Raw genomic sequence first — 21,491 nt, 5'->3', positions numbered from 1 at the left:
GTCAGGCCATGCCTGACGACTGGAAGGACAAGATCCGCTGCTCTTTCTGCCACAAGAAGAGCGCGGAGGTGAAGAAGATGATTGCCGGTCCCGGTGTGCACATTTGCGACCAATGCATCGAACTGTGCAATGACATCCTCGCCCAGGAGCGCCTCGCCACCTCTACCGAACCCCGCCTCCCGATGTGGGAGTCCATGACAGAGGAGCAAATACTCGAGCATCTTCCGAAAATCGCCGCCGTGCAGGCACAGGTGGACGACAACCTGCGCGACTGGGTGGCGCACCTTCGCACCAGGGACGTCAGCTGGGAGCGCATCGGCGTCTCGCTCGGCATGACGCGGCAATCGGCGTGGGAACGGTTCAGGAGCGAGACCTGAAAAGGTGAACCGTTGTGACCTGTGGGACGTCTTATGGTCAGGGAGGCCCCACATGCGCGTCCTACACGGTCTCACGGCGCCCGATCTGGAGGAGCTCCAGCTCGAACTGATCCTGATCCTGGCGCTGCACGAAGAGGCAGAGCGGCTCACTGCCCAATGAACGGGCTCCAGCTCCCCGGCGTACCGGGGAGCTGGAGCAGGGGGCCGGCTTGCCACCCGTCAGTCGGCCCGGCTCCTGGCGCGGAAGGCGGCTGTCTTGACGCGGTTCTGGCAGGCCGTGGAGCAGAACCTCCGGGTGCCGTTGCGCGAGACGTCCACGTAGACCCGGTCGCAGTGCGGCGCGGTGCAGACCCCCAGGCGGTCGCTGAACTCGCTGCCCAGCACGATCGCCAGCCCGGTGGCGCAGCTCGCCGCCCACTCACCTGCCAGCGTGCCGCCCGGGCCGTGGAAGTGCAGGTGCCAGGGCTCGCCGTCGTGCCGCTCCAGCATCGGCCTGGCGTGGCTCTCCTCCAATAGCGCGTTGACCTCGGTGGCGGCGGCGTCGATGTCGCCGGCGGCCACGGCGGCGAAGACCGTCCGCAGGCGGGCGGCCACCGCCACCAGCTCGGCGCCCTCCGCGTCGGTGACCTCGCGCTGATCCGGATAGACCGTACGCAGGCTCCCGGTGGCGGCGGCGCCGGGGCTGCCCGGCGCCGGATACGCGCGTCCCCGCTGCTCGCCGGGGGTCAGCGCGTTGACCATCGCCACCGTGGCCCTGACCACGCCATCCGTGTGACTGTTGTAATCCAATTGACCGGTTACACCTTCATGTTCTAGCTTGTAACTGTCCAAAGTATAAATGACAGTCACAAGGAGACGTACGTGCTCACTCACGATGCCGCATCGCAGTGGATCGCGCGCTGGGACCGCCAGCAGGAGGGCTACCTGCCCGACCGCGAGGAGCGTTTCACCGCCCTGATCGACGCCGTGGAGGCACTGGACCGGCCGGACCCCGTGGTGATCGACCTGGGCTGCGGCCCGGGATCCCTGTCGGCCCGGCTGCTCGACCGCCTGCCCAAGGCGAAGGTGATCTCGGTGGACGCCGACCCGCTGCTGCTCGGGCTCGGGCGGGCCGCGTACCCGCGGTTGACGTTCGTCTCGGCGGACCTGCGTACGGCCGGCTGGACGGAGCTGCTCGGGCTGGAGGGGCCCGCCGACGCCGCGATCAGCACGACGGCGCTGCACTGGATCTCCGCCGCCGACCTCAAGAGCGTGTACGGCGAGGTGGCGAGCGTGCTGCGGCCCGGCGGGCTGCTGCTCAACGGCGACCACATGGACACCGACGACGCCACCCCGGCCCTGGCCCGCCTCGAGCGCGCCGTCCACGACAGGGAGACGGAGCGGGCCTTCGGCGCGAACCCGCCGGAGGACTGGCGGGCCTGGTGGGACGCGATCGAGGCGGACCCGGCCTTCGCCGAGCTCAACGAGGCGCGCCGGACCACGGCCGGGGCCTCGCACCACGGCTCGGAGTCGCACCTGCTGTCGCACCACGTCGAGGCGCTCCGGGAGGCCGGGTTCGCGGAGGTCGGCACGCTCTGGCAGCGGGGCAACAACCGCCTGCTGTGCGCCGTGCGGAGCTGACCTCTGTACGACTAACCAAGCGCTTGCTACGCTCCGCCCATGATGTCCACGGTTGTCTGGGGCACGGGCAACGTCGGCCGCGCGGCCATCCGTGCGGTCGAGGCCCATCCGGGGCTGAAGCTCACAGCCGTACTCGTCCACGATCCGGACAAGGTCGGCAGGGACGCCGGCGACCTCGGCGGGCTCGGCCACCAGCTCGGGGTCGCCGCCACCGACGACGTCGACGCCGTGCTGGGCGCGAGCCCCCGCGCGGTGGTCTACGCGGCCTCCGGCGACCTGCGCCCGCAGGACGCCCTCGCCGACGTGACCAGGGCGATCCGCGCCGGAGCCGTCGTCGTCACCCCCTCCCTCTACGCGCTCTACGACCAGCTCAACGCCCCGCCCGAGCTGCGCGAGCCGGTGCTGGCGGCCATCGGCGAGGGCGGCGGCTCGCTGTTCGTGTCGGGGATCGACCCGGGCTGGGGCAACGACGTGCTGCCGTTGCTGATCAGCGGGCTCGGCTCCACCATCGACGCGATCCGCTGCCAGGAGATCTTCGACTACTCCACCTACGACCAGCCCGACTCCGTCCGGTACCTGGTCGGCATGGGCCAGCCGATGGACTACGAGCCGCCGATGATCGCGCCGACCGTCCCGACCATGGTGTGGGGCGGCCAGGTACGGCTGATGGCCAGGGCGCTCGGCGTCGGGCTCGACGAGATCCGCGAGACCCGGGACCGGCGCGCGCTGGACGCCACGGTGGGCGAGTTCGAGGCGGGAACGCAGGGCGCGGTGCGGTTCGAGGTGCAGGGCATCGTCGGGGGCGAGCCCCGCATCGTCGTCGAGCACGTCACCCGCATCCATCCGTCCTGCGCGCCCGACTGGCCGACGCCTCCGAACGGCGTGGGCGCGCACCGCGTGATCATCGAGGGCCGGCCCCGCATCGAGGTCACGGTGGAGGCCACGGACGAGGGCGGCAACCTGTCCGCCGGAGGCAACGCCACCGCGGTCGCCCGCCTGGTGGGCGCCATCGACTGGCTCGTGGACGCCGGACCCGGGCTGTACGACGCGCTCGACGTCCCGCTGCGCCCCGGCAGACTCGGAGGAGAACGACCGTGAACATCGACATTCCCGCAGGCAAGGACCCGATCTCGTACGTGTGGGGCGAGATGGTCCCCGGCATCGGGATCGCCGCCTCGAAGTTCTCGATGTCGGTGTACACCCACACGACCCTCGGACTGCGCGAGTTCGAGGCCGCGCGGCTGCGGATCGCGCAGATCAACGGGTGCGCCTTCTGCCTCGACTGGCGTACGGAGCGGGACGGGCAGAAGGTCGAGGACACGTTCGCCGACGCGGTCACGCAGTGGCGCACGACCGACGCGTTCGACGACCGCACCCGCCTGGCGGCCGAGTACGCCGAGCGGTACGCCCTGGACCACCACGGCCTGGACGAGGAGTTCTGGGCCCGGATGACGGCGCACTACAGCCAGCTCGAGATCGTGGAGCTGAGCATGTGCCTCGGCTCGTGGCTGGCGTTCGGCCGCCTCAACCACGTACTGGGCCTCGACACCGCATGCACGCTGACCGGCGGCTCATCGCCCACCCCCCGATTATGAGAACTCACGAAGTGAGGGATCGCATGCGCAGCACCGGAAAGACCTCGACCCCCGACCTCTCCCGCCGCGGCTTCCTCATCGGAACCGGATCCCTCCTGGGCGCGGCGGCCCTCGCCCGCCCGGCCGCCGCCGCTGCCGGTCCGATCGCCGACGGGGCCCACGTGCCGGCCCTGGTCATCGGCACCGGGTACGGCGGCTCGGTGGCCGCCCTGCGCCTGGCCCAGGCTGGGGTCAACGTCCACATGATCGAGATGGGCATGGCCTGGGACACCCCCGGCTCCGATGGCAAGATCTTCTGCAACACGCTCCAGCCGGACAACCGCTCCTACTGGCTCCGCACCCGGACGAAGGCCCCGCTCAACTACTTCCTCGGCTTCCCCATCGACCGGGACATCCCTCGCTACACCGGCGTGCTGGACGCCGAGGAGTTCAGCGGCATCACGGTCTACCAGGGGCGCGGCGTCGGCGGCGGCTCGCTGGTGAACGGCGGCATGGCCGTCACCCCCAAGCGCGAGAACTTCGCCGCCATCCTCCCCTCGGTCAACCCCGCCGAGATGTACGACACCTACTACCCCCGCGCGAACGCCGGCCTCGGCGTCGGCACCGTGGACCCCGCCTGGTTCGACTCCACCGACTGCTACCAGTACGCCCGCGTGGGCCGCAAGCACGCCCAGCGCTCCGGCTTCCCGTTCACCTTCGTGCCGGACGTGTACGACTGGGACTACATGGAGCAGGAGGCCGCCGGCACGGTCACCAAGTCGGCCCTGGCCGGCGAGATCCTGTACGGCAACAACTACGGCAAGAAATCCCTGCAGAAGACGTACCTCGCCCGCGCCGCGGCCACCGGCCGGGTCACCGTCTCCCCCCTGCACCGGGTGACCTCGGTCAACCCCGCGTCCGGCGGCGCCTACACGGTGACCATCGAGCAGCTGAACACGAGCGGCGACGCCACGGCCACCAAGACCGTGACCGCGGACCGGGTGTTCTTCGCGGCCGGCAGCGTCGGCACCAGCAAGTTGCTGGTCAAGCTGAAGGCCACCGGCGCGCTGCCCAACCTGAACGGCGAGATCGGCAAGGGCTGGGGCGACAACGGCAACGTCATGTGCGGCCGTGCCAACCACCTCTGGGACCCGACCGGAGCGCTCCAGTCGTCCATCCCGTGCTGCGGCATCGACAACTGGGCCGCGGGCGGCGCCTTCGCGGAAATCGCCCCGCTGCCCACCGGGATCGAGACCTTCGCGTCGTTCTATCTGTCCATCACCAAGAACCCGAACCGGGCCCAGTTCACCTGGAACGCCGCGACGGGAAAGGTGGACCTGAACTGGCAGACGGCCTGGAAACAGCCGGGCATCGACATGGCGAAGACTATTTTCGACAAAATCAACGCGAAAGAGGGGACGATTTACCGGACCGATTTGTTCGGCGTCTACAAGATCTGGGGCGACCATCTGACGTACCACCCGCTCGGGGGCGCGGTCCTGAACAGGGCGACCGACAACTACGGGCGCCTGACCGCCTACCCCGGCCTGTACGTCATCGACGGGGCGCTGATCCCGGGCAACACCAGTGTCAACCCGTTCGTCACCATCACGGCCCTGGCCGAGCGGAACATCGAGAAAATCATCGCCACTGATCTGTGAAAGACTCGAGGCCCGCATCTCTGCGGGCCTCGCAGGCGATCGTCAAGCAAATCCCATGGCACGGCATGGAAACAGCAGCCTTTTACGCCGATATTTTCCCTTATATCGCCGCCCCGGGCGCCTATGGTGGAATGAAAGCCGCTGAGGAGGCTGCGATGAGAGAGCACTTCGTCTGGGTGACGACGCGCCGCATCAGGCCGGGGACGCTGGAGGAGTTCGAAAGGGCCTGGCGCCCGGACCCATACCCGGAGGGCCTGCGCCACGCGTACGCGTACTGGTCGGAGGACGGGCAGGAGATCACCGGGGTGTCGTTCTGGGACTCCAAGGAGACCTGCGACTCCTGGCGGAGCTCCGAGGCCGAGAACCGGCGCCGCGAGATCATGAGCCCCTACGTCCTCGACGAGCGCGAAGGCTTCTACCAGGGCCGCGAACTCGGCGTCCCCGTACGGTGAACCACCGGCCCGCCCGCACGGCGGGCCGTCACTAGACTCGGCCCGTGTCGAGACGACAGGAGATCGCCGACGCGGCGATCGAGCTCCTCGCCGCGGAAGGCATGCGCGGCCTGACCCACCGTGCCGTCGACCGGGTGGCCGACCTGCCGGAAGGCTCGACCTCCTACTACTTCAGGACCCGGCAGGCGCTGCTCCAGGCGACGGTCGAGCGGCTCGCCGACCACACCGCCGCCGACCTGGCCGCGCTGCAGGAGCGGGCGGAGTCGTCCCCGACCGGCCTCATGATCGGGCAGGACGGCCTGGTCGAGGCCGTGGCCTGGCTGCTCGGGGAGTGGCTCACCACCAGCCGCGACCGCCAGCTCGCCCGGTACGAGCTGTCCCTGGAGGCCACGCGGCGGCCGGAGCTGCGCGAGGCGCTCCTGGCCGGCGCCGCTCGCGTACGGGCCCTGATCACCGGCCTGCTGGCCGGCTCCGGGGTGCCCGACGCCGACCTGTGGGCCCGTGACCTCATCGCGTACGGCGACGGCCTGCTCCTCGACCACCTGCTCAGCGACCCGGCCGAGCTCCCCGACCTGCGCCCCAAGATCCGCGCGCTGCTCGCCACCGTCGGCGAGGGCTGACCTCAGGACCTCCGAGCTCCCTCGCTACTCTACATCCGTAGAGGCTCTATAGGTGTAGAGGAGCAAGAGCGTGAGCATCACCTTCCCCACGGAACGCCCGTCCCCGTTCGACCCTCCGCGAGAGCTGCGCCGCTGGCGCGCGGAGGCGCCCATCCAGCCCATGCGCTACCCCGACGGTCACGACGGCTGGCTGGTGACCGGCCACGCGGCCGCCCGGGCGGTGCTGGCCGACGCCCGGTTCAGCAGCCGCCTGGAGCACCTGCGCTGGCCCGTCGCCTGGGAGGGCATCGATCTGGCGAGCTTCGTCCAGCCTCCCGGCTTCTTCATGCAGCTGGACCCGCCCGACCACACCCGCTTGCGTCGCCGGCTCACCGCCCAGTTCACCGTGCGCAGGCTGCAGGCCCTGGAGCCGCGGATCGGCCGGATCACCGCCGAGGTCCTCGATGCCATGGAACGCGGCGGGGCGCCCGCCGACCTGGTACGCGAGTTCGCCTTGCCCGTTCCCTCTCTGGTGATCTGCGAGCTCCTGGGCGTGCCGCCCGCCGACCGCTCACGGTTCCAGCACGACTCCGCCACCGTCCTGCGCGACGGATCCACCAAGGAGGAGGTCGCCGGCGCGGCGGCCTCGCTGTTCGGCTACCTGTACGAGCTCACGGCGGCGAAACGGGCACACCCGGCGAACGACCTGCTCACCGGCCTCGTCACCGATGGCGAGCTGACGCTGGAGGAGATCACCGGGATCGCCCTGCTGCTCCTGGTGGCCGGTCACGAGACCACGGCGGCCATGCTCGGCCTGGGCGCGTACGTCCTCCTGGAGAACCCGGACCAGCTCGCCGCGCTGCGCGGGAACCCGGCCCTGATGGAGGGCGCGGTCGAGGAGCTGCTGCGCTACCTCTCGGTCCCCCACCTCGGGCCGATGCGGGCCGCGCTGGAGGACGTCGAGATCGCCGGCCGGACCATCAGGAAGGGCCAGGTGGTGACGTTGTCGATCCCGGCCGCCAACCGCGACCCCGAACGGTTCCCGGATCCCGAGACCCTCGACGTCACCCGTCCGTCGCCGACCGGGCACCTGTCCTTCGGCCACGGCATCCACCAGTGCCTGGGCCAGCAGCTGGCCCGGATCGAGATGCGCATCGCGTACCGGGCGCTGTTCGAGCGCTTCCCCGCCCTGCGGCTGGCGGTGCCGCCGGAGGAGGTGCCGATGCGTACGAACATGACCATCTACGGCGTGCACCGGCTCCCCGTCACGTGGTGACAGAGAGAGGGCGGTGGAGGATCCTCCCCCTCGGTGTGAACCCGCTGACACCAAGTGCCACCCCGCCCCCACCGTCCTCTCGACTGGTCACTTCCGATCTTCGCCCATGCTCCGCCAATCTCCTTGTTCTCGAAAGGAGTCGGACGCGTGACGAATGTCGGGCCGCAGGAATCCCATGGGGATACGCCGACGGCTACGTATCAACGAACGAAGGCCCTGAACGCCCACTATGTCGGTTTCGCTGGCCGCGAGTACTTCCCGGTGGTCGGCTTTCTGATATGGCTGGGCGCCACCATGGAGGAAGGCAAGGCCGCCGCTCAGGAGGCCTTCGACAAAGGGCTGAAGCTGTTGCTGCAGGAGCCGAGCTCATGGGAGAGGATCACGGACCAGTCGTGCTGGGTGCGATTGGAGGCCGTCAGCGCGTGGTTACGCATGCCGGGCAGGCATCCCCACCGCCAGGCGCTGGCCCCGCTCGCCGACGAACGGGAGCCGGATCCGCCGGGCGATGAGCTGGCGGGTCTCATGGGGCTTACCTCCCGCGTACTGTCCGCGATCAGGAAACTGCCGTTCGAGCAGCGGCTGACGATGGCATTCTCGGTGTGCGGCCTGCCCGATTCCTATGCCGCCCGCGCGCTGGGAATGTCCGAGCACGAGTCCGCCGTGATCCGCGAGGAGGCCCGCACGATGCTGAAGCGAGAGCTGTCCGGCCACCGGCGAGAGCAGGTGTCCGAGTGACCACGCATGACGAGGCGCTCAGCGACGACGATCTTGATCAGCTTCTCTCGCTGGCCCACACCGACCTGCTCACCTACGTCAGCACCACCGCCGCCCCCGTCTCCGTTCCCGCCTCACTGCCGGCGAAGGCGCCGATCTCCTCGGACCACCTTCGGCTGCGCGAGATCGCGCGCAGGCTCGTCGACACCGAGGTCCTCGCCGAGAGCCTCACGGCCACGTTCGCCGCCGACCGGGCGTACGAATTCCGGCAGGCCGTGGATCGCGCGCTCGACGACGCCCGATCGGAGGACCTGCGACGGGTGCCCGATCTCCTGCGGGCACTCAACGTGGCCCTGGCCCGCGTCCTGGCGGTCGCCCTGGTGGGAGCCCCGGCCTTCGACCATCACCTCGGTGAGCTCATCGTCACCGTGGCCCGCGCCGTCGCCGATGCCGGGGACCTGGCGGGAGACCTGGCGCGAAAGGCCATCGACGCAGGGACACCATGCCGGCTGGAGGCATGACCGCGGTCCCACCCCGGTTGTTGGCAACGCGCCTCAGGGGCACAGTGCGGAGGTCAGCAGGGACATGGCCGGCTTCTCGGGATCCCCCGAGTACGGGGTGATCGACAGAGCCACCTGCCGCGACCCGTCCGCCGAGCTGAACGCCACCGTGAGGTAGCCCGTGGCGCCCCCGCCGTGCCCCAGCGCGGTGCCGCACGGCAACGGCGCCATCTCCAGGCCCAACCCGTACGCGTTCTTGGTCATGCCGGGGTCCTTCATCTCCTTCAGCAGGGCAGCGGGGAGCAGCCTGCCCTGGAACAGCGCGCGGAAGAACCGGTTGAGGTCCTCCGTCGTCGAGATGATCCCCCCGGCCGCACCGGCCATCGTGGGATTGAACCGCGTGACGTCCACCGGGACGACCTTGCCCCCCTTGGTGACCGGCACGTACGCGTGGGCGTGCGGCCCGGGCACCTCCGGCGAGGTCCCCGGCACGCGGGTATGCCCCATGCCGAGCGGCCGCAGGATCCGCTCCCTGACCTCCGTCGCGTACGGCCTGCCGGTGACGCGCTCGATCAGCATGCCGAGCACGATGTAGTTGGTGTTGGAGTAGCCGTACCTGTCCCCGGGCGGGAACTCGCGCGGGAGCCTCCCCGCCCGGTCCACCAGTTCCTTGGCCGTCCAGGAGCGGTAGCGCTCCTGGGGAATGCCCCACTTGTCGAACATGTCCGTCGTGTACTCGGGCAGGCCGCTGGTGTGCTGGAGAAGGTGCCGGATCGTGGTGTCGGCCCCCTTGTCCACGAGCCCGGGCAACCACTGCTCCACGCTGTCGGACAGCTCCAGCCGGCCCTCGCCCACGAGTTGGAGCACCACGGTCGCCGTGAACGACTTGGTCACGCTCCCCGCCCGGAACCGCCCGTCCACCGGAGCCGCCTGGGGCCTGCCGATCCGCGCCCGGCCGCTGGTGCCGCGCCAGGTCCTGTTCCCGTCGCGTACCTCGGCGATCACCCCGACCGCCCCGGCATCGACGATCCTGTCCAGCATCGCCTGCAGGTCCGCCCGGCCACGAGGGCCCGCCGTGCCGGCGGCGGCCCCGGCGGGCGCCGCCGCCACCGCCGCGATCAGACCCGCCGCGACGGCCACGCTGACGTACTTCTTCCCCTTCACGCTGCTCCTCCTCCCGGAGCCCGCCTCTCGGCCTCCGCCACATCAAGATCGGCCATGGCGGGGTGGTACGGCATCGGAGAAGGCACCCGCGCAAACCCTGATCTCGGCCGGCGGTCTCCGTCCCGGGAAGTAGGCCATTCGGCCACCCTCAGCGGCTGGAGGCGTCCGGGGGCGGCTGCTCGGCCGGGAACAGGATCGCGCTGAGCAGGTACGGCGCGCGGCCCGGCGCGGGAGCGTTGGCGACCCGGCCCCGCAGCACCGCGAGCAGGTCGGTGAGCATCTCGGCGAGCTCGTCCGGGCTGAGCCACACCGTGCCCTGCCGGTAGGACACCGAGTCGGCGACCGGATCGGCGCCGTCGCGGTCCAGGTAGGCGTTGAACTCGGCGATCAGGGCGGCCATCGCCGCGGCGAATCCACGGCGATGATCGTCGAGCGACATCGCGGCCGCGGCGCCGGCGTCGATCGCGGGCCGGTCCTGGCGCAGCCGGTAGCTGCGCTCGACGGCGCCGCGTACCCGCTGCTCGCTCTCCACTTCGAGGAACCCGCCCTCGGCCAGCAGGGCGACCTGCCGGTAGACGGTCACCTTCGACACCTCGGGCATGCGGGCGCACAACTGCGCGGTCGTCAGCACCTGTCCTGCCGACAGGGCGTGCACGATGCGCAGCCGTACCGGGTGCAGCAGCAGCTCAACGGCGTCCATGGTCCAACGATTTCACATGAGATATCATTATCCAAAATGAAAACGGTGGGAGGAGCGGGCATGCGGGACGTACCGGGGCGGGCGGTGCCGGTGAACGGCCGGCGCCTCTATGTCGAGGAGTCCGGCCAGGGGCCGGACTGGGTGGTCTTCGAGGCGGGCGGAGGCTGCGGCCGGACCTTCTGGGATCCGGTGCTGCCGCTGCTGGCCTCCGAGGCGCGGCTGGTGGCCTACGACCGCGCCGGGCGCGCGCTCAGCGGCCGCGTCACCCGGCAGCTCAGCATCGATGACCTGGCCGCCGACCTGGTCGCGATGGCCGAGGCCGTCGTCCCGGGCGAGTTCGTGCTCGTCGCGCACAGCATGGGCGGACTGGTCGCCCGCCGCGCCGCGGAGCGCCTGGGACCTCGGCTGCGGGGCCTGCTGCTGGCCGACGTCCTGCCGGAGACCTCACCTGTGTACGACAACTGGGACGAGACCACCAAGAAGGTCGACCGCATGCTGGCGGTGACCCAGGCGCTCTGCCGCTTCCCTCCCCTGGCACGGCTGTTCACCGGCAACGTCCGCCGCCTGTTCTCCGCCGACACCTACCGGGTCATGCTCGCCGAGGACTTCACCCCCGCCGGGACCTCCCAGACCCGCAAGGAGATCCAGGCGGTGGCCGCCGCCGTCCCGCAGTTCCGCGCCCGGCCGCCCCGGCTCCCGGAATGCCCGACGATCGTGCTGTCGGCGACCCGCGCGGAAAAGGGGCGGGAGCGTCAGCACGCCGCCATCCGCGAGCACCAGCGCCGCTACGCCGAGACCCTGCCCGACGGACGCCACGAGGACGTCGACTCGGGGCACTTCGTCCCGGCCGAGCAGCCCCGGCTGGTCGCGGACCGGATCCGGCAGCTCCTCGCCGCCTCCCGAAAAACGGATGGACAGCGCTGTTAGCGTCCCAGGCATGAGCATCGTTGACATCGACCGTTTTGTCGCCGACGGGTTCGTCAAGCTGGAAGCGGCCTCCCCGCGCGAGGTCGGCGACGCCGCCAGGGCGTTGCTGTGGCGGCAGACCGGTCTGTCACCGCAGGACCCGGGCGCCTGGAGGGAACCGGTGGTGTGGGCCGCGGACCTCACGGGTGAGGGCCCGTTCGGGGAGCTCATCCGGAGCCCCCGGCTCGCCGAGGCACTCGACGAGCTCTGCGGGGCCGGCGGCTGGGTGCCGCGCGGTTCGCTCGGCAATGTGCCGATCCGGTTCCCGCACCTTCCACCCGCCGACGACAGAGGCTGGCACATCGACGCCAATGCCGCCCAGCCGGACGGCCGCTACCTGTGCAGCGGGCGTCCGGAGACGATGCTGCTGCTGGTCCTGCTGTCGGAGGTCGGCCCCGACGACGCGCCGACCCGGATCAGGGTCGGCTCGCACCGGGACGCGGCCGCGGCGCTGGCGGGGCGCGTGATGGACCCGTTCGAGGCCGGACCGCTGGTGGACGCGGCCAGTTCGCACCGTCCGCTCGCCTACGCGACGGGCCGGCCGGGCGACATCTACCTGGTCCATCCCTTCACCGTCCACGCCGCCGACGAACACCGGGGCGACGAGCCGAGGTTCATGGCCCAGGCGCCCGTCTTCCTGACCGAACCGGTGAGTCCGGAGGGGGGCAACGCACTGGCTCAGGCCATCTCGTGAGGCACATGCCCTCCCGAGGTCAGCACGCTCCGCGCGCCCCTCGATCGCCAGGCGGTCACCACCGACCGCACAAGGGCGGCCGAGACGCCCCGGCTGGTGTCCACCTCGTAGTCGTACGGACCGAACGTGTGGATGCCGTCGACCTCGACGTGCCCGCGCCCCTCCCCGAGGTGACGGTCCCCGCGCTCGCGTTCTCTCCGGTCGATCTCCGCGAGGTCGCAGTGCACCCCGACGAGGAACACGTCGAAGTCCGCCAGCAGCTCTGACAGCTCTTCGCGCCAGGCCGGGAACTCGATGATGTGCTCCACGACGAGGTCGTTGCCCGCGCTCGCCAGCGCGGGCAGGCACCGGTGGAAGCCTTTGAAGAAGCGCGGCCGCATCTCGTACCACCACGAGAAGGGACCTTCGTGGTCGCGCCGCTCCGGGACCATGCCGCTCTCCACGAACTGGTCGGAAGAGACATACAGAAACGGCTCGTCGAGCGAGCGCTGCAGCGCCTTGGCCAGGGTCGACTTCCCGGAGCTGGAGGCCCCGTTGAGGATGATGACGCGTCCAGGGCCTCTGCCCGGTGGGATGGGTTCCATGCCCACACGATGGCAGAAGCCTTGATCACATGGCCGCGCCAGGGCCCGGCAACGGGTCGATGTCGCTGGCGTGCATCGGCTCGCCGCAGTGGGCGCAGCGCAGGTCGACACTGCTGATCTCGCCGCACGCGTGATGGCGGTAGAGCACCGGCGGCCCGGCCTCGCCGGCGAGCCACCTGTCCCCCCAGGCGGTCATGACCATGAGCAGATCGACCAGCTCGGCACCCTTCACCGTCAGGTGGTACTCGTAGCGCGGCCGGTTGTCGTAGGGACGGCGCTCGAGCACGCCCTGGTCGACGAGGTGGTTGAGCCGCTCGGTCAGCACCTTGCGGGAGATCCCCAGATCAGCCTGGATCTGGTCGAAGCGGCTCATGCCAACCCAGACGTCACGCAGGATCAGCGGCGACCAGGGCTCCCCGATCACGTCGAGGGTGCGCGCGATGGAGCAGGCCATGTCCGCGAAGCTCGTGCGTTGCATGGAACCAGTCTACCAATTGGGGTTCCCTGAAGAAACTCTGGGTGTTATGGTCGTGGAGTCTCTTGAAGGAACTCAAAAGGAGTCACACCATGAGCAAGGTCCTCAGCGCCCACGCGGTGTCGGTCGACGGTTACATCACCGGTCGCGAGCCCGGCTCAGGGCGCGGGCTCGGCGACGGAACGACGCTCTTCGACTGGTACTTCGACGGCGACACCCCCAGCCAGGTGTTCGACGGCTTCAAGCTGAGCGCGCCCAGCGCCCGCGTCTTCGACGCCCTCGCCGGATCCGTGGGCGCTGTCGTGGTGGGACGTAACACGTACGAGGACTCCGACCGTTTCGGGGGCGGCAGCCCGCACCCGGCGGCCCGGCCGTTCCTCCTCAGCCATCGGCCGGCACCCGAGCTGACCGAGCGGCAGACCCTGATCACCACCGGGATCGAGGACGCGATCGCGGCGGCCCGCGAGGCCGCCGGCGGAAAGGACGTCGGCCTCATGGGCGGCGGCGTCACGACCGCGGCCTTGCAGGCGGGGCTCGTGGACGAGGTGATCCTCCACCAGGTGCCCGTCCTGCTCGGCGGCGGCCGCCCGTTCTTCCGGTCGCTGCCCGAGCACGTACGGCTGCGCCTGGTCGAAGCCGTACCGGCGCCCGGCGTCACCCACCTCCGCTACGAGGTGGTCCGGTGATCCTCGTCACCGCACACCACCGGACCGAGGTCCTGTCGCGAGGTCAGCCCGCTCACCCCGGTCGTGCTCACGGTGGGCAGCATCCACTCCGGCGCCAACCCCAACAACATCCCGGAGACGGCCGAGATCCTTCCAGCGCCTTACCCCCCACGATCAATGCGGGACGACAGCCGTTGAAGAGGGGCCTCAGTCACGGACGGGCGCGGCGAGGCTGCCCAGCAGTTTCAGCGCCTGCTCCGAAGGGCTGCCCGGCTGGGCCAGCAGAGTGATGAGCTGCAGGCCGTCGGAGCCGTTCACCGAGAAGACCTCGCAGGTCAGCTCCAGCTCCCCGACCTCCCGGTGGCACATGCGCTTGACCTCGGCCACCTTGGGTGAGACATCGTGGCGGGCCCACAGCCTCCGGAAGTCGGGGCTCTTGACGGACAGCTCCCCCACGAGCTCGGTCAGGCGGGGGTCGTCGAGCTGCGACCCGGCGACGAGGCGCAGGTGGGCGACCTTGGAACGGGCCGACTTCTCCCACTCGGGATAGAACTCGCGGGCCGCGGGATCCAGGAAGATCATGCGGAGCAGGTTGTCGCGGTCCTCGAACCCGCCGTACAAGGCGTCGGCGAGGGAGTTCGCGGCGAGGATGTTCATGAGGTCGTCGCAGATCAGCGCGGGCGTGACGGGCCAGCCGCCGATCAGCGTGCGCAGGGCGGGGCTGACCCGCCGGGCCGGCGACCGCCGGGGCTGGAGCATGGGATGGGCCAGCGCGTGCATGTGGGCCGTGGCCTCGAGAGTCAGCCCGAACACCTGGGCAAGGGCTCCGAGCACGCGCTCGGACGGGTGGCGCTCCCTGCCCTGTTCGAGGCGGATGTAGTAATCCGTGCTGACGTGGGCCAGCATCGCCACCTCCTCGCGCCGCAACCCCGGGGTCCGGCGCGGGCCCACGTCGAGGAGCCCCGCCTGCGCGGGAGTCATGACCTCTCTCCGCGCCCGCAGGAACTCCCCCAACAACTTCGTGCCGTCCATTTAAGTACGATATGTCGGGATTTGAGTGCCAGGGTGGGCGTGTCACTACCAGGCTGAGACGGCACCGCCGCATCCGTCGGCATTCATCCAGGTATGCGAATTTCCTGGGTGTCACGCGCCCACCCTCCTCAGCATCGTCCCGCCTTACCGTCGCAGTGACGGAAAGGAGACGATAACCGTGCTTCCTCGCCCCCGGTCCATCCGAGCGCGCTGCACCGTGGCCGCTTCGTTGCTCGCCCTGATTGCGCTGACCGTGGTGGGCGTCACCTCATCACTGGCCGTCCGCTACCGCGTCCAGGACGACGCCTTCAACCGGATCGAACAGGTCGCCAGCCGGTGGAGTGCGGCGGCCCGCGCCGGCACGATCCCCAAGGTGATACCCACCTCGGGCGACCTGGCTCTCATTCAGCTGGTCGACCCGCGCGGCCGGGTCCTCGCCGCCAGCCACTCCGCCCCCGCACGCTCGGCGCTGAGCACGCTGCGACCACCCGTCGACGACCGCGTCCAGCGGCGAAGCGACGGGTGCCGCCTCCTGGTGGCCATCCGGATCACCACGGCGGCCGACGCCCAGGTCCTGCTGGCGGAGCGCCGGGAGCCGGCCCTGCTGCGCGGCCACAAGCTGGAGTACGCGCTCACAGCGGCGGCCCTCGTCCTCCTCACGATCGTCTCCTGGACCTCCTGGAGAACGGTGGGCCGCACGCTGCGGCCGGTCGAGGCGATCCGCGCACGCCTGGCCGAGATCACCGTCAGCGACCTCAGCCTGAGCATCCCCGTGCCGCCGGGCGACGACGAGGTCGCCATGCTCGTCCGTACCGCCAACCAGACCCTGGACCGGCTCGACGAGGCGGTGGCGCAGCAGCGCAGGTTCGCCTCCACCACATCGCACGAGCTCAGGAACCCGATCGCCGGCCTGCGGGCGCAACTGGAGGGGGCGCTGCTCCACCCCGGCGAGATCGATCCGCACAAGACCATCCGCTCGGCCCTGTCGGTCACCGACCGGCTCGACGCCATCGTCGGCGACCTGCTGGCGCTCGCGCGGCTCGGGGCCGGCGACCCGGCGCCGCCCGAGCTCATCGACCTCGCGCGGCTGGTGAGCCAGGAGGCCCCGCGCACGGGCCGCGTGCCCGTACGCGTCCATGCGGCCTCGGACGTCTGGGTCCGCGGGTCCCACATCCAGCTCGCCCGGCTGCTCGCCAACCTGGTGAGCAACGCGATCCGGCACGCCGGCAGCGCCGTGGACGTCTTCGTGACAGCCTCGGACGGCGAGGCCGTGGTGACGGTGGCGGACGACGGCGCCGGCATCGCGCCCGCCGACCGCGAGCGGGTGTTCGAGCGGTTCACCCGCCTCGCCGACGCCCGCCACCGCGACGCCGGCGGCAGCGGGCTTGGCCTGGCCATCTCCCGCGACATCGCCCAGAGTCACGGCGGGACGCTCAAGGCCGAGGACGCGCCGCGCGGCGCCAGCTTCGTCCTGCGGCTCCCGCGTCTCGACGCCCCTCCGGTCGATCAGACGGGACGCATGAGCGCCGTCGCCTGAGAACCCCACCTGGAAAGATCAGGCTTCCAGATCGGCGTAATGCGCCCTCTGGGCCTGTTCTGTCGGCTGTCCCGACACCCCGGCGGACCGGAGGACCGCAGCACGGGGGTGGGCTACCGCCAGGGCTGTCGGGGCTTGCGGGCCAGGAAGAAGGCTTGCCGGCCCGACCGGGGCCGCTCGCTCTCGTCCGGCTCGCGGATCAGCTGAGCGTCCACGACCAGCCCGGCGTCGCCCAGCAGTCCGGCGATGTGCTCAGGAGGCATCCAGTAGACATCGAGCGAGATCTCGTGCCCGTAGCCTCTGGGCAGATGGCGACGCTCGTCACCGACCTTGAACGCGATCAGGAAATGGCCGCCCGGGGCCAGCACCCGATGGATCTCGGCGAACACCGTCGGCAACACCTCCGGCGGGGTGTGGACGGTCGAGTACCACGCGACGGCACCACCGACAGCCCCGTCCGCCAGGTCCAGAGCGGTCATCGACCCCTCTTCGAACCGCAGCTCCGGATAGGTCCGGCGGGCGACCGCGATCATCTCCGGCGACAGGTCGATGCCGAAAGCGTTCACCCCGAGAGAGCGCAGGTGGGCGGTGACGCGGCCGGGGCCGCAGCCGAGGTCGGCGACCTCCCCGGCCTCCGGCGCCCGCACGTGTTCGGCGAACGCCGCCAGCATGGCGCGATCAAGCGGCTTGGTGTCGAGCTCGTCCCGGAGCAACTCGGCATAGTCGGCGGCGACGGTGTCGTAGGCCACTCGGGTGGCACGCAGGTAGGCGGACTCGGTCATGTCCGAGGACGATAACCCCCGTCGGCGGCATTCGCGATCTGACCGCCGCCCCCGGAGCTGATCCGGCGGCGGTACTCGCGCGGCGACGCGCCGGTGACCCGCTTGAACGCGTTGCTCAGCGCGCTCTCCGAGCCGTAGCCGACCTTACGGGCGATCATCGCCACCGTGTCGTCGCCGCGCCGCAGGCGGTCGGTGGCCAGTTCGATCCGCCAGCCGGTCAGGTAGTCCAGCGGGCTCTGCCCGACGGTCCGCTTGAAGCGGGCAGCGAGCGTCGACCGGGACACCGCCGCGGCCCCGGCCAGCTCGGCCACCGTCCAGGCGTGAGCCGGCCGGGCGTGCATGGCCCGCAGCGCCGGAGCCACGACCGGGTCGGTGAGCCCGGCCATCCAGCCGGACACCGCGCCCGGCCCGGCGCCGGCCAGGTGCAGGCGCAGCAGGTGGATCAGCATGACCAGGGCGAGATGCTCGGTGACCAGCGTCGAGGCGAGCGACCGGTCGCGCAGCTCGGCGTCGATCTGCTCCAGCGCCCAGCGCACGGTCGCGGCCTCGGCGGTGCGGCCGGGCACGTGGATCACCGGCGGCAGCACGTCGAGCAGCAGCTCGCGGGCCCGTTCGCCGAAGTCGAACCGGCCACCGATGAACACCGCGTCCTCGCCGGTCCCCACCCGGGCCACGCCGTCCGTGGCCGCCGCGAAGACCGGCCCGGCCGGGACCGGCCGCACCCCCGGACCGCTGGCCAGGGTGAAGGCGCGTGGCTGGGTGAGCAGGAAGCAGTCGCCCTCGGCCAGATCGATCCGCTCCTACATGCCGGACAAGGGACAGTCGATGTACACCCTCCACGGTCTCCTCGATCCCGAAGACACGGACGGCCTGTTCCCGCTCGCCGGCGAACCGCGTACCTCTCTCTACGGCGACCTGCCCGACGCGGAGGCCGAGCAGGCGGCGAGCAAGCTGGTCGGCGGTCACTCTCCGTTCCTGTCCCAGCCTCGCCGGCTGGCCGCCCTCATCGACGAGATCGGCTGTTGATCAGATTCTCCGCAAGCCACCATCGCGGGCGCCGGGGCGGCCCTACCATGATCACGGTACGCCCCCTGCTTCCGACAGCCAGGAGAGACCACATGCTTGGCCGTTTCGCGTCCGTCCTGGTGAGCACACTCGTACTCGCCGCCACCGCCCTCCCCACAGCCTCGGCCGCCGCGCCCCCAGCCCAGCCGACGAAAGGCCCGTTACCTGGCGTAACGGAACGGACGAGAGACGGCCAGGTCGGAAAGGGCCAGGCCGTGGTCGTGGCCGACCTGAACGGCCGCCCTGTCCAGTTCACCTCCTACGGCACCACCGACCTCCAGCCGCGGCGGAACCCGTTCACGCTGTGGGCCTGGCAGCCGGACCGGCGGCGGTTCGTCAAGACGGACTACGCGGAGCTGGCGGTCTCCCCCGACGGACGCTGGACGGTCGCGCACCTGGAGTCCCCAGGAGAGCCGGGCAAGGACCGCCTGCGGATCACCGACCGGAAGACCGGCAAGAGCCAGGACCTCGACATCGAGCTCACCGAGTACACGCCCGCCGACACCGGGAACGGCGGCACCCGGTATCCCCAGATGCGCTGGCCCCGATGGTCGCCGGACGGCAAGAAGCTGCTGTTCACCGTCAGCCTGGCCCGGCAGGACGACCGCTCGGCAGGGGTGCTGATCCTCGATCTGCCCGACTTCGCGCCCCGCTTCATCAAGATCCACAAGGCGCTGGTCACCGTCGGCGGTTTCGAGTGGAACCAGGACGGCACCCGCTTCCTGGTCAGACACGGCAGGCTCGGCAGCACGACCGTCCGCCTGTACGACCTGCAGGGCGAAGCCGCCAAGGAATACGAGGTGCGCGGCAGGCCGGGCGGTGACGGGCGCGGCGTCTTCTCCCCCTCCGGCAAGCGGTTCGTCACCGCCTGCCTGCCGCTGGAGAAGGCCGCCTGCGTGTGGGACGCGGCGACCGGCAAGGCCGTGACGAGACTTCCCGTCGTCGCGGGCGCGCGTCCCACCACCCTCGGCTGGTACGACGAGAAGCACCTGCTCATCTCCACCGCGGCCGGCATCGGGATCATGGACCTCAAGGGCCGCGTCACCGAGACCCTGCTCAAGCTCGGCAGGAACTCCGCGATCTACCCGCACTTCAGCGCCCTGAAATAGTCATATGCCGTTCCCTCAGACCGGCCTCATCGCGTCCACAAGCTGTGGATTGACCCCCGGGAACGACCCATCGCCGAACAGGATCCGCGCCGCCACGGCACGACCGGCACGACCACGCAGCACGGCCACCGCCGCCTCGGCCGCGGCGCGGGATCGGATCCCAGCGAACACCCGGCGCAACAGCAGCCGGCCGCGGAACCGGCTCCGCAGCGCGCCCCCGTCGTACAGGCTCAACATGCGCTGATCGCCCGTACGCAGGTACCCGGCGGCGACCGCCGCGGCCAGTTCGGACATGCGTAAGCACGGGTCCAACCCGCCGGCCGTCAGCGGCGAGACCGCGCCCGCCGCGTCTCCGACGAGCAACCCGGCGGGGCACGCCAGCCGCCGCAGCACACCGCCGACCGGGATCGGACCGCCACGGCGCTCGACCGGCCCGGTCGGCGCCGCCCGGCCGGGCGCGTCCGCGGCAAAGGCGTCCAGCAGGTGACGGACGCCGCTGCGCATCGCGCCCGGGTACCCCGCGACGCCGACATGCGCATGCCGGCCGTCGTCGATGACCCACCCCAGGTACCCCGGAGCGACCCGAGGGTCCAGCACGCAATGGAACGCCGGGGTGGTCGTGCCCGACGCGACCGGATGGACGATCTCGGCACCGACGAGAAAGCGCCGGTTGACATCAAGACCGAGATCGCGCGCGACCCGTGAGCGAGCACCGTCCGCGCCGACGATGAACCGGGCCCGCACCGGCTCCGCCCCCGCGAACTGCACCAGTCCCATCGACGCGCCGACATACCGTACGCCCATGAAGACCCGTGCCCCAGCCGACTCCGCCGCCCGGCGCGCGTCCTCGTAGACGGCCGCCATGTCGGCCACGCGGTACTCGTCCCGCTCACTGGTCAGCCGGATCGGCGCCCGCCGCGACGGCGGATACAGCAGCACGTCCCGGACACCCGGGCCGAGCAGCTCGTCCGGCAGGTCGAAGTCCTCCAGGGTACGACGCACGAAGATCCCGGTCGTACGGATGCCCGCCGACAGCGACCTGCGGCGGTCGACCACCATCACATCGAGTTCTCGCAGCGCGAGCAGCCGAGCCGTCCGCAGACCGGCCAGCCCCGCCCCCACGACCAGTACATCCACTGTCCGCATATCCAGCGACGCTAGGGGTCATCCCTCACCCGCGGGGCCATCTGCACGCGACCCACCCAGTACCTCTACACCGTCACCACACCCGCGCGACCGAGGCGGCTGTAGACCCGACCATCCACCGCCCTCATCGGCGAGCGCCTATTCTGCCCCGAACAGCTCCAGACAGGCAGGAGTGATGCCCTCGACGGAGATCCCGGCGCTCCTGCGGGGAGCCCAGCGGGAGGCTTCCAGCAGCATGCCGTGCTCCACGGCGCGCACGCCGTTCCGGCTGTAGACCCGCCGCCCGTTGTAGACGTACCCAAGCTTCCTGGAGACCCTCTCCGAGGCGGAGTTGCCCTCGACGAAGGAGGTGTACGCCTCCAGAGCGCGCAGGTGGGCGAACGCCAGCTCCAGCACGGCGGCCCTGGACTCGGTCCCGTACCCCTTGCCCTGATGCTCCCGAGCGATCCACGACCCGGTCTCCACGGACCGGACCGTCGTGAAGTCGGTCGCCCAGATGTTCTGCACGCCGATCGCCAGGCCGTCAAGGCGAATCGCCAGGTGCAGATCCCAGCTCGCCGGCCGCCAATGGGCCAGGGCCCGCCAGTGGCGTTGCAGGAGCTGCCGTTCCCTGCCGGGAGACGGCTCGTAAAGGTACGCCTTCTGGTAGCGGGGCTCACCCTCGCCGGAGGGCTGAATGTCGCCCGACGCCCGGGCCAGGTTCAGTAGATCGCGGTTGTCGGGGACGGCCAGTTCCAGGCGCGGTGTCTTCACGCGCAGTGCGAACAGCGGCCACAACTCCGCCAACTCTTCACTCACG

26 protein-coding genes are annotated in these 21,491 nt (G+C 70.7%); 16 read left to right on the top strand and 10 right to left on the bottom strand.

What is annotated here, in order from left to right:
• Positions 1-8: 8 nt before the first annotated feature.
• A complete protein-coding gene (locus HD596_RS18270; protein ID WP_185070492.1) occupies positions 9-377 on the top strand; it encodes a ClpX C4-type zinc finger protein in 369 nt (122 codons plus the stop codon).
• A gap of 219 nt (positions 378-596) precedes the next feature.
• Here the strand turns inward: HD596_RS18270 and HD596_RS18265 are convergent, their stop codons facing one another.
• A complete protein-coding gene (locus HD596_RS18265) occupies positions 597-1,166 on the bottom strand; it encodes a CGNR zinc finger domain-containing protein (RefSeq protein ID WP_185070491.1) in 570 nt (189 codons plus the stop codon).
• A 72-nt stretch (positions 1,167-1,238) separates the two neighbouring features.
• Between HD596_RS18265 and HD596_RS18260 the strand changes: the two genes are divergently transcribed.
• The 9 genes from HD596_RS18260 (at position 1,239) to HD596_RS18220 (ending at position 8,794) form a co-directional block, all read left to right on the top strand.
• A complete protein-coding gene (locus HD596_RS18260) occupies positions 1,239-1,997 on the top strand; it encodes a class I SAM-dependent methyltransferase (RefSeq protein WP_185070489.1) in 759 nt (252 codons plus the stop codon).
• Positions 1,998-2,036: 39 nt separating this feature from the next.
• Positions 2,037-3,095, top strand: coding sequence for an NAD(P)H-dependent amine dehydrogenase family protein (locus tag HD596_RS18255; protein ID WP_185070487.1), 1,059 nt, complete (start codon positions 2,037-2,039; stop codon positions 3,093-3,095).
• Entirely contained in the window at positions 3,092-3,592 is a 501-nt protein-coding gene (locus HD596_RS18250; RefSeq protein WP_185070485.1) for a carboxymuconolactone decarboxylase family protein, read from the top strand. Before HD596_RS18255 ends, HD596_RS18250 begins: the two co-directional genes overlap by 4 nt.
• A gap of 23 nt (positions 3,593-3,615) precedes the next feature.
• On the top strand, positions 3,616-5,232 hold the full coding sequence (locus HD596_RS18245; RefSeq protein ID WP_185070483.1) for a GMC oxidoreductase: 1,617 nt from the start codon (positions 3,616-3,618) through the stop codon (positions 5,230-5,232).
• Positions 5,233-5,387: 155 nt separating this feature from the next.
• The gene (locus HD596_RS18240) at positions 5,388-5,684 is read left to right on the top strand and encodes a hypothetical protein (protein WP_185070481.1); all 297 of its coding nucleotides are present in this window, start codon (positions 5,388-5,390) and stop codon (positions 5,682-5,684) included.
• A gap of 44 nt (positions 5,685-5,728) precedes the next feature.
• Complete coding sequence (locus HD596_RS64805; protein ID WP_221519389.1) at positions 5,729-6,304, top strand: TetR/AcrR family transcriptional regulator; 576 nt, start codon at positions 5,729-5,731, stop codon at positions 6,302-6,304.
• 76 nt (positions 6,305-6,380) lie between these two features.
• Positions 6,381-7,559, top strand: coding sequence for a cytochrome P450 (locus HD596_RS18230; protein ID WP_446685873.1), 1,179 nt, complete (start codon positions 6,381-6,383; stop codon positions 7,557-7,559).
• Positions 7,560-7,706: 147 nt separating this feature from the next.
• Complete coding sequence (locus HD596_RS18225) at positions 7,707-8,294, top strand: RNA polymerase sigma factor (protein WP_185070479.1); 588 nt, start codon at positions 7,707-7,709, stop codon at positions 8,292-8,294.
• Entirely contained in the window at positions 8,291-8,794 is a 504-nt protein-coding gene (locus HD596_RS18220; RefSeq protein ID WP_185070477.1) for a hypothetical protein, read from the top strand. Before HD596_RS18225 ends, HD596_RS18220 begins: the two co-directional genes overlap by 4 nt.
• A 33-nt stretch (positions 8,795-8,827) precedes the next feature.
• Here HD596_RS18220 and HD596_RS18215 read toward each other — a convergent pair whose 3' ends face one another.
• Both HD596_RS18215 and HD596_RS18210 read right to left on the bottom strand, forming a co-directional pair.
• Positions 8,828-9,937, bottom strand: a complete 1,110-nt coding sequence (locus HD596_RS18215; RefSeq protein WP_221519388.1) for a serine hydrolase domain-containing protein — start codon at positions 9,935-9,937, stop codon at positions 8,828-8,830.
• Positions 9,938-10,085: 148 nt separating this feature from the next.
• A complete protein-coding gene (locus HD596_RS18210; RefSeq protein ID WP_185070475.1) occupies positions 10,086-10,637 on the bottom strand; it encodes a helix-turn-helix domain-containing protein in 552 nt (183 codons plus the stop codon).
• A gap of 60 nt (positions 10,638-10,697) precedes the next feature.
• Here HD596_RS18210 and HD596_RS18205 point away from each other — a divergent pair, with 60 nt between their 5' ends.
• Both HD596_RS18205 and HD596_RS18200 read left to right on the top strand, forming a co-directional pair.
• Entirely contained in the window at positions 10,698-11,564 is an 867-nt protein-coding gene (locus tag HD596_RS18205; protein WP_185070473.1) for an alpha/beta fold hydrolase, read from the top strand.
• Between the two features lie 10 nt (positions 11,565-11,574).
• Entirely contained in the window at positions 11,575-12,297 is a 723-nt protein-coding gene (locus HD596_RS18200; protein ID WP_185070471.1) for a phytanoyl-CoA dioxygenase family protein, read from the top strand.
• Here HD596_RS18200 and HD596_RS18195 read toward each other — a convergent pair.
• On the bottom strand, positions 12,282-12,881 hold the full coding sequence (locus HD596_RS18195; RefSeq protein WP_185070469.1) for a chloramphenicol phosphotransferase CPT family protein: 600 nt from the start codon (positions 12,879-12,881) through the stop codon (positions 12,282-12,284). The two genes, HD596_RS18200 and HD596_RS18195, sit on opposite strands and share 16 nt — an antisense overlap.
• A 25-nt stretch (positions 12,882-12,906) precedes the next feature.
• Positions 12,907-13,359 carry a winged helix-turn-helix transcriptional regulator gene (locus HD596_RS18190; RefSeq protein ID WP_185070467.1) on the bottom strand — a complete coding sequence of 151 codons (453 nt, stop codon included), beginning with the start codon at positions 13,357-13,359 and terminating at the stop codon, positions 12,907-12,909.
• Positions 13,360-13,448: 89 nt separating this feature from the next.
• On the opposite strand from HD596_RS18190, the gene HD596_RS18185 reads away from it, so the two are divergent.
• Positions 13,449-14,042, top strand: coding sequence for a dihydrofolate reductase family protein (locus HD596_RS18185; protein WP_185070465.1), 594 nt, complete (start codon positions 13,449-13,451; stop codon positions 14,040-14,042).
• A gap of 186 nt (positions 14,043-14,228) precedes the next feature.
• Here the strand turns inward: HD596_RS18185 and HD596_RS18180 are convergent, their stop codons facing one another.
• A complete protein-coding gene (locus HD596_RS18180; protein WP_185070462.1) occupies positions 14,229-15,053 on the bottom strand; it encodes a helix-turn-helix transcriptional regulator in 825 nt (274 codons plus the stop codon).
• Positions 15,054-15,282: 229 nt separating this feature from the next.
• Between HD596_RS18180 and HD596_RS18175 the strand changes: the two genes are divergently transcribed.
• Positions 15,283-16,590: a sensor histidine kinase gene (locus HD596_RS18175; RefSeq protein WP_221519387.1), complete on the top strand. Its 1,308-nt coding sequence runs from the start codon at positions 15,283-15,285 to the stop codon at positions 16,588-16,590.
• 113 nt (positions 16,591-16,703) lie between these two features.
• Here HD596_RS18175 and HD596_RS18170 read toward each other — a convergent pair whose 3' ends face one another.
• A complete protein-coding gene (locus HD596_RS18170) occupies positions 16,704-17,372 on the bottom strand; it encodes a class I SAM-dependent DNA methyltransferase (protein ID WP_185070459.1) in 669 nt (222 codons plus the stop codon).
• A complete protein-coding gene (locus tag HD596_RS18165) occupies positions 17,369-18,112 on the bottom strand; it encodes an AraC family transcriptional regulator (protein WP_246556418.1) in 744 nt (247 codons plus the stop codon). The genes HD596_RS18170 and HD596_RS18165 overlap by 4 nt, the downstream gene beginning before the upstream one ends.
• Positions 18,113-18,131: 19 nt before the next feature.
• On the opposite strand from HD596_RS18165, the gene HD596_RS18160 reads away from it, so the two are divergent.
• Positions 18,132-18,398: a hypothetical protein gene (locus HD596_RS18160; protein ID WP_185079464.1), complete on the top strand. Its 267-nt coding sequence runs from the start codon at positions 18,132-18,134 to the stop codon at positions 18,396-18,398.
• 92 nt (positions 18,399-18,490) lie between these two features.
• The gene (locus HD596_RS18155; RefSeq protein ID WP_185070458.1) at positions 18,491-19,546 is read left to right on the top strand and encodes a WD40 repeat domain-containing protein; all 1,056 of its coding nucleotides are present in this window, start codon (positions 18,491-18,493) and stop codon (positions 19,544-19,546) included.
• Between the two features lie 15 nt (positions 19,547-19,561).
• On the opposite strand, the gene HD596_RS18150 is transcribed toward HD596_RS18155, so the two are convergent.
• Positions 19,562-20,692: an NAD(P)/FAD-dependent oxidoreductase gene (locus tag HD596_RS18150; RefSeq protein ID WP_185070457.1), complete on the bottom strand. Its 1,131-nt coding sequence runs from the start codon at positions 20,690-20,692 to the stop codon at positions 19,562-19,564.
• A 138-nt stretch (positions 20,693-20,830) separates the two neighbouring features.
• Positions 20,831-21,490 (bottom strand): GNAT family N-acetyltransferase, encoded by a 660-nt coding sequence (locus HD596_RS18145; RefSeq protein ID WP_185070456.1) that lies wholly within the window; start codon positions 21,488-21,490, stop codon positions 20,831-20,833.
• Position 21,491 lies beyond the last annotated feature (1 nt).

The sequence above is a fragment of the Nonomuraea jabiensis genome (assembly GCF_014204795.1).
In the GTDB taxonomy this organism is placed as follows: domain Bacteria; phylum Actinomycetota; class Actinomycetes; order Streptosporangiales; family Streptosporangiaceae; genus Nonomuraea; species Nonomuraea jabiensis.
Note: the sequence above shows the minus strand (reverse complement) of the source record. Positions and strands in the feature narration are given on the sequence as shown.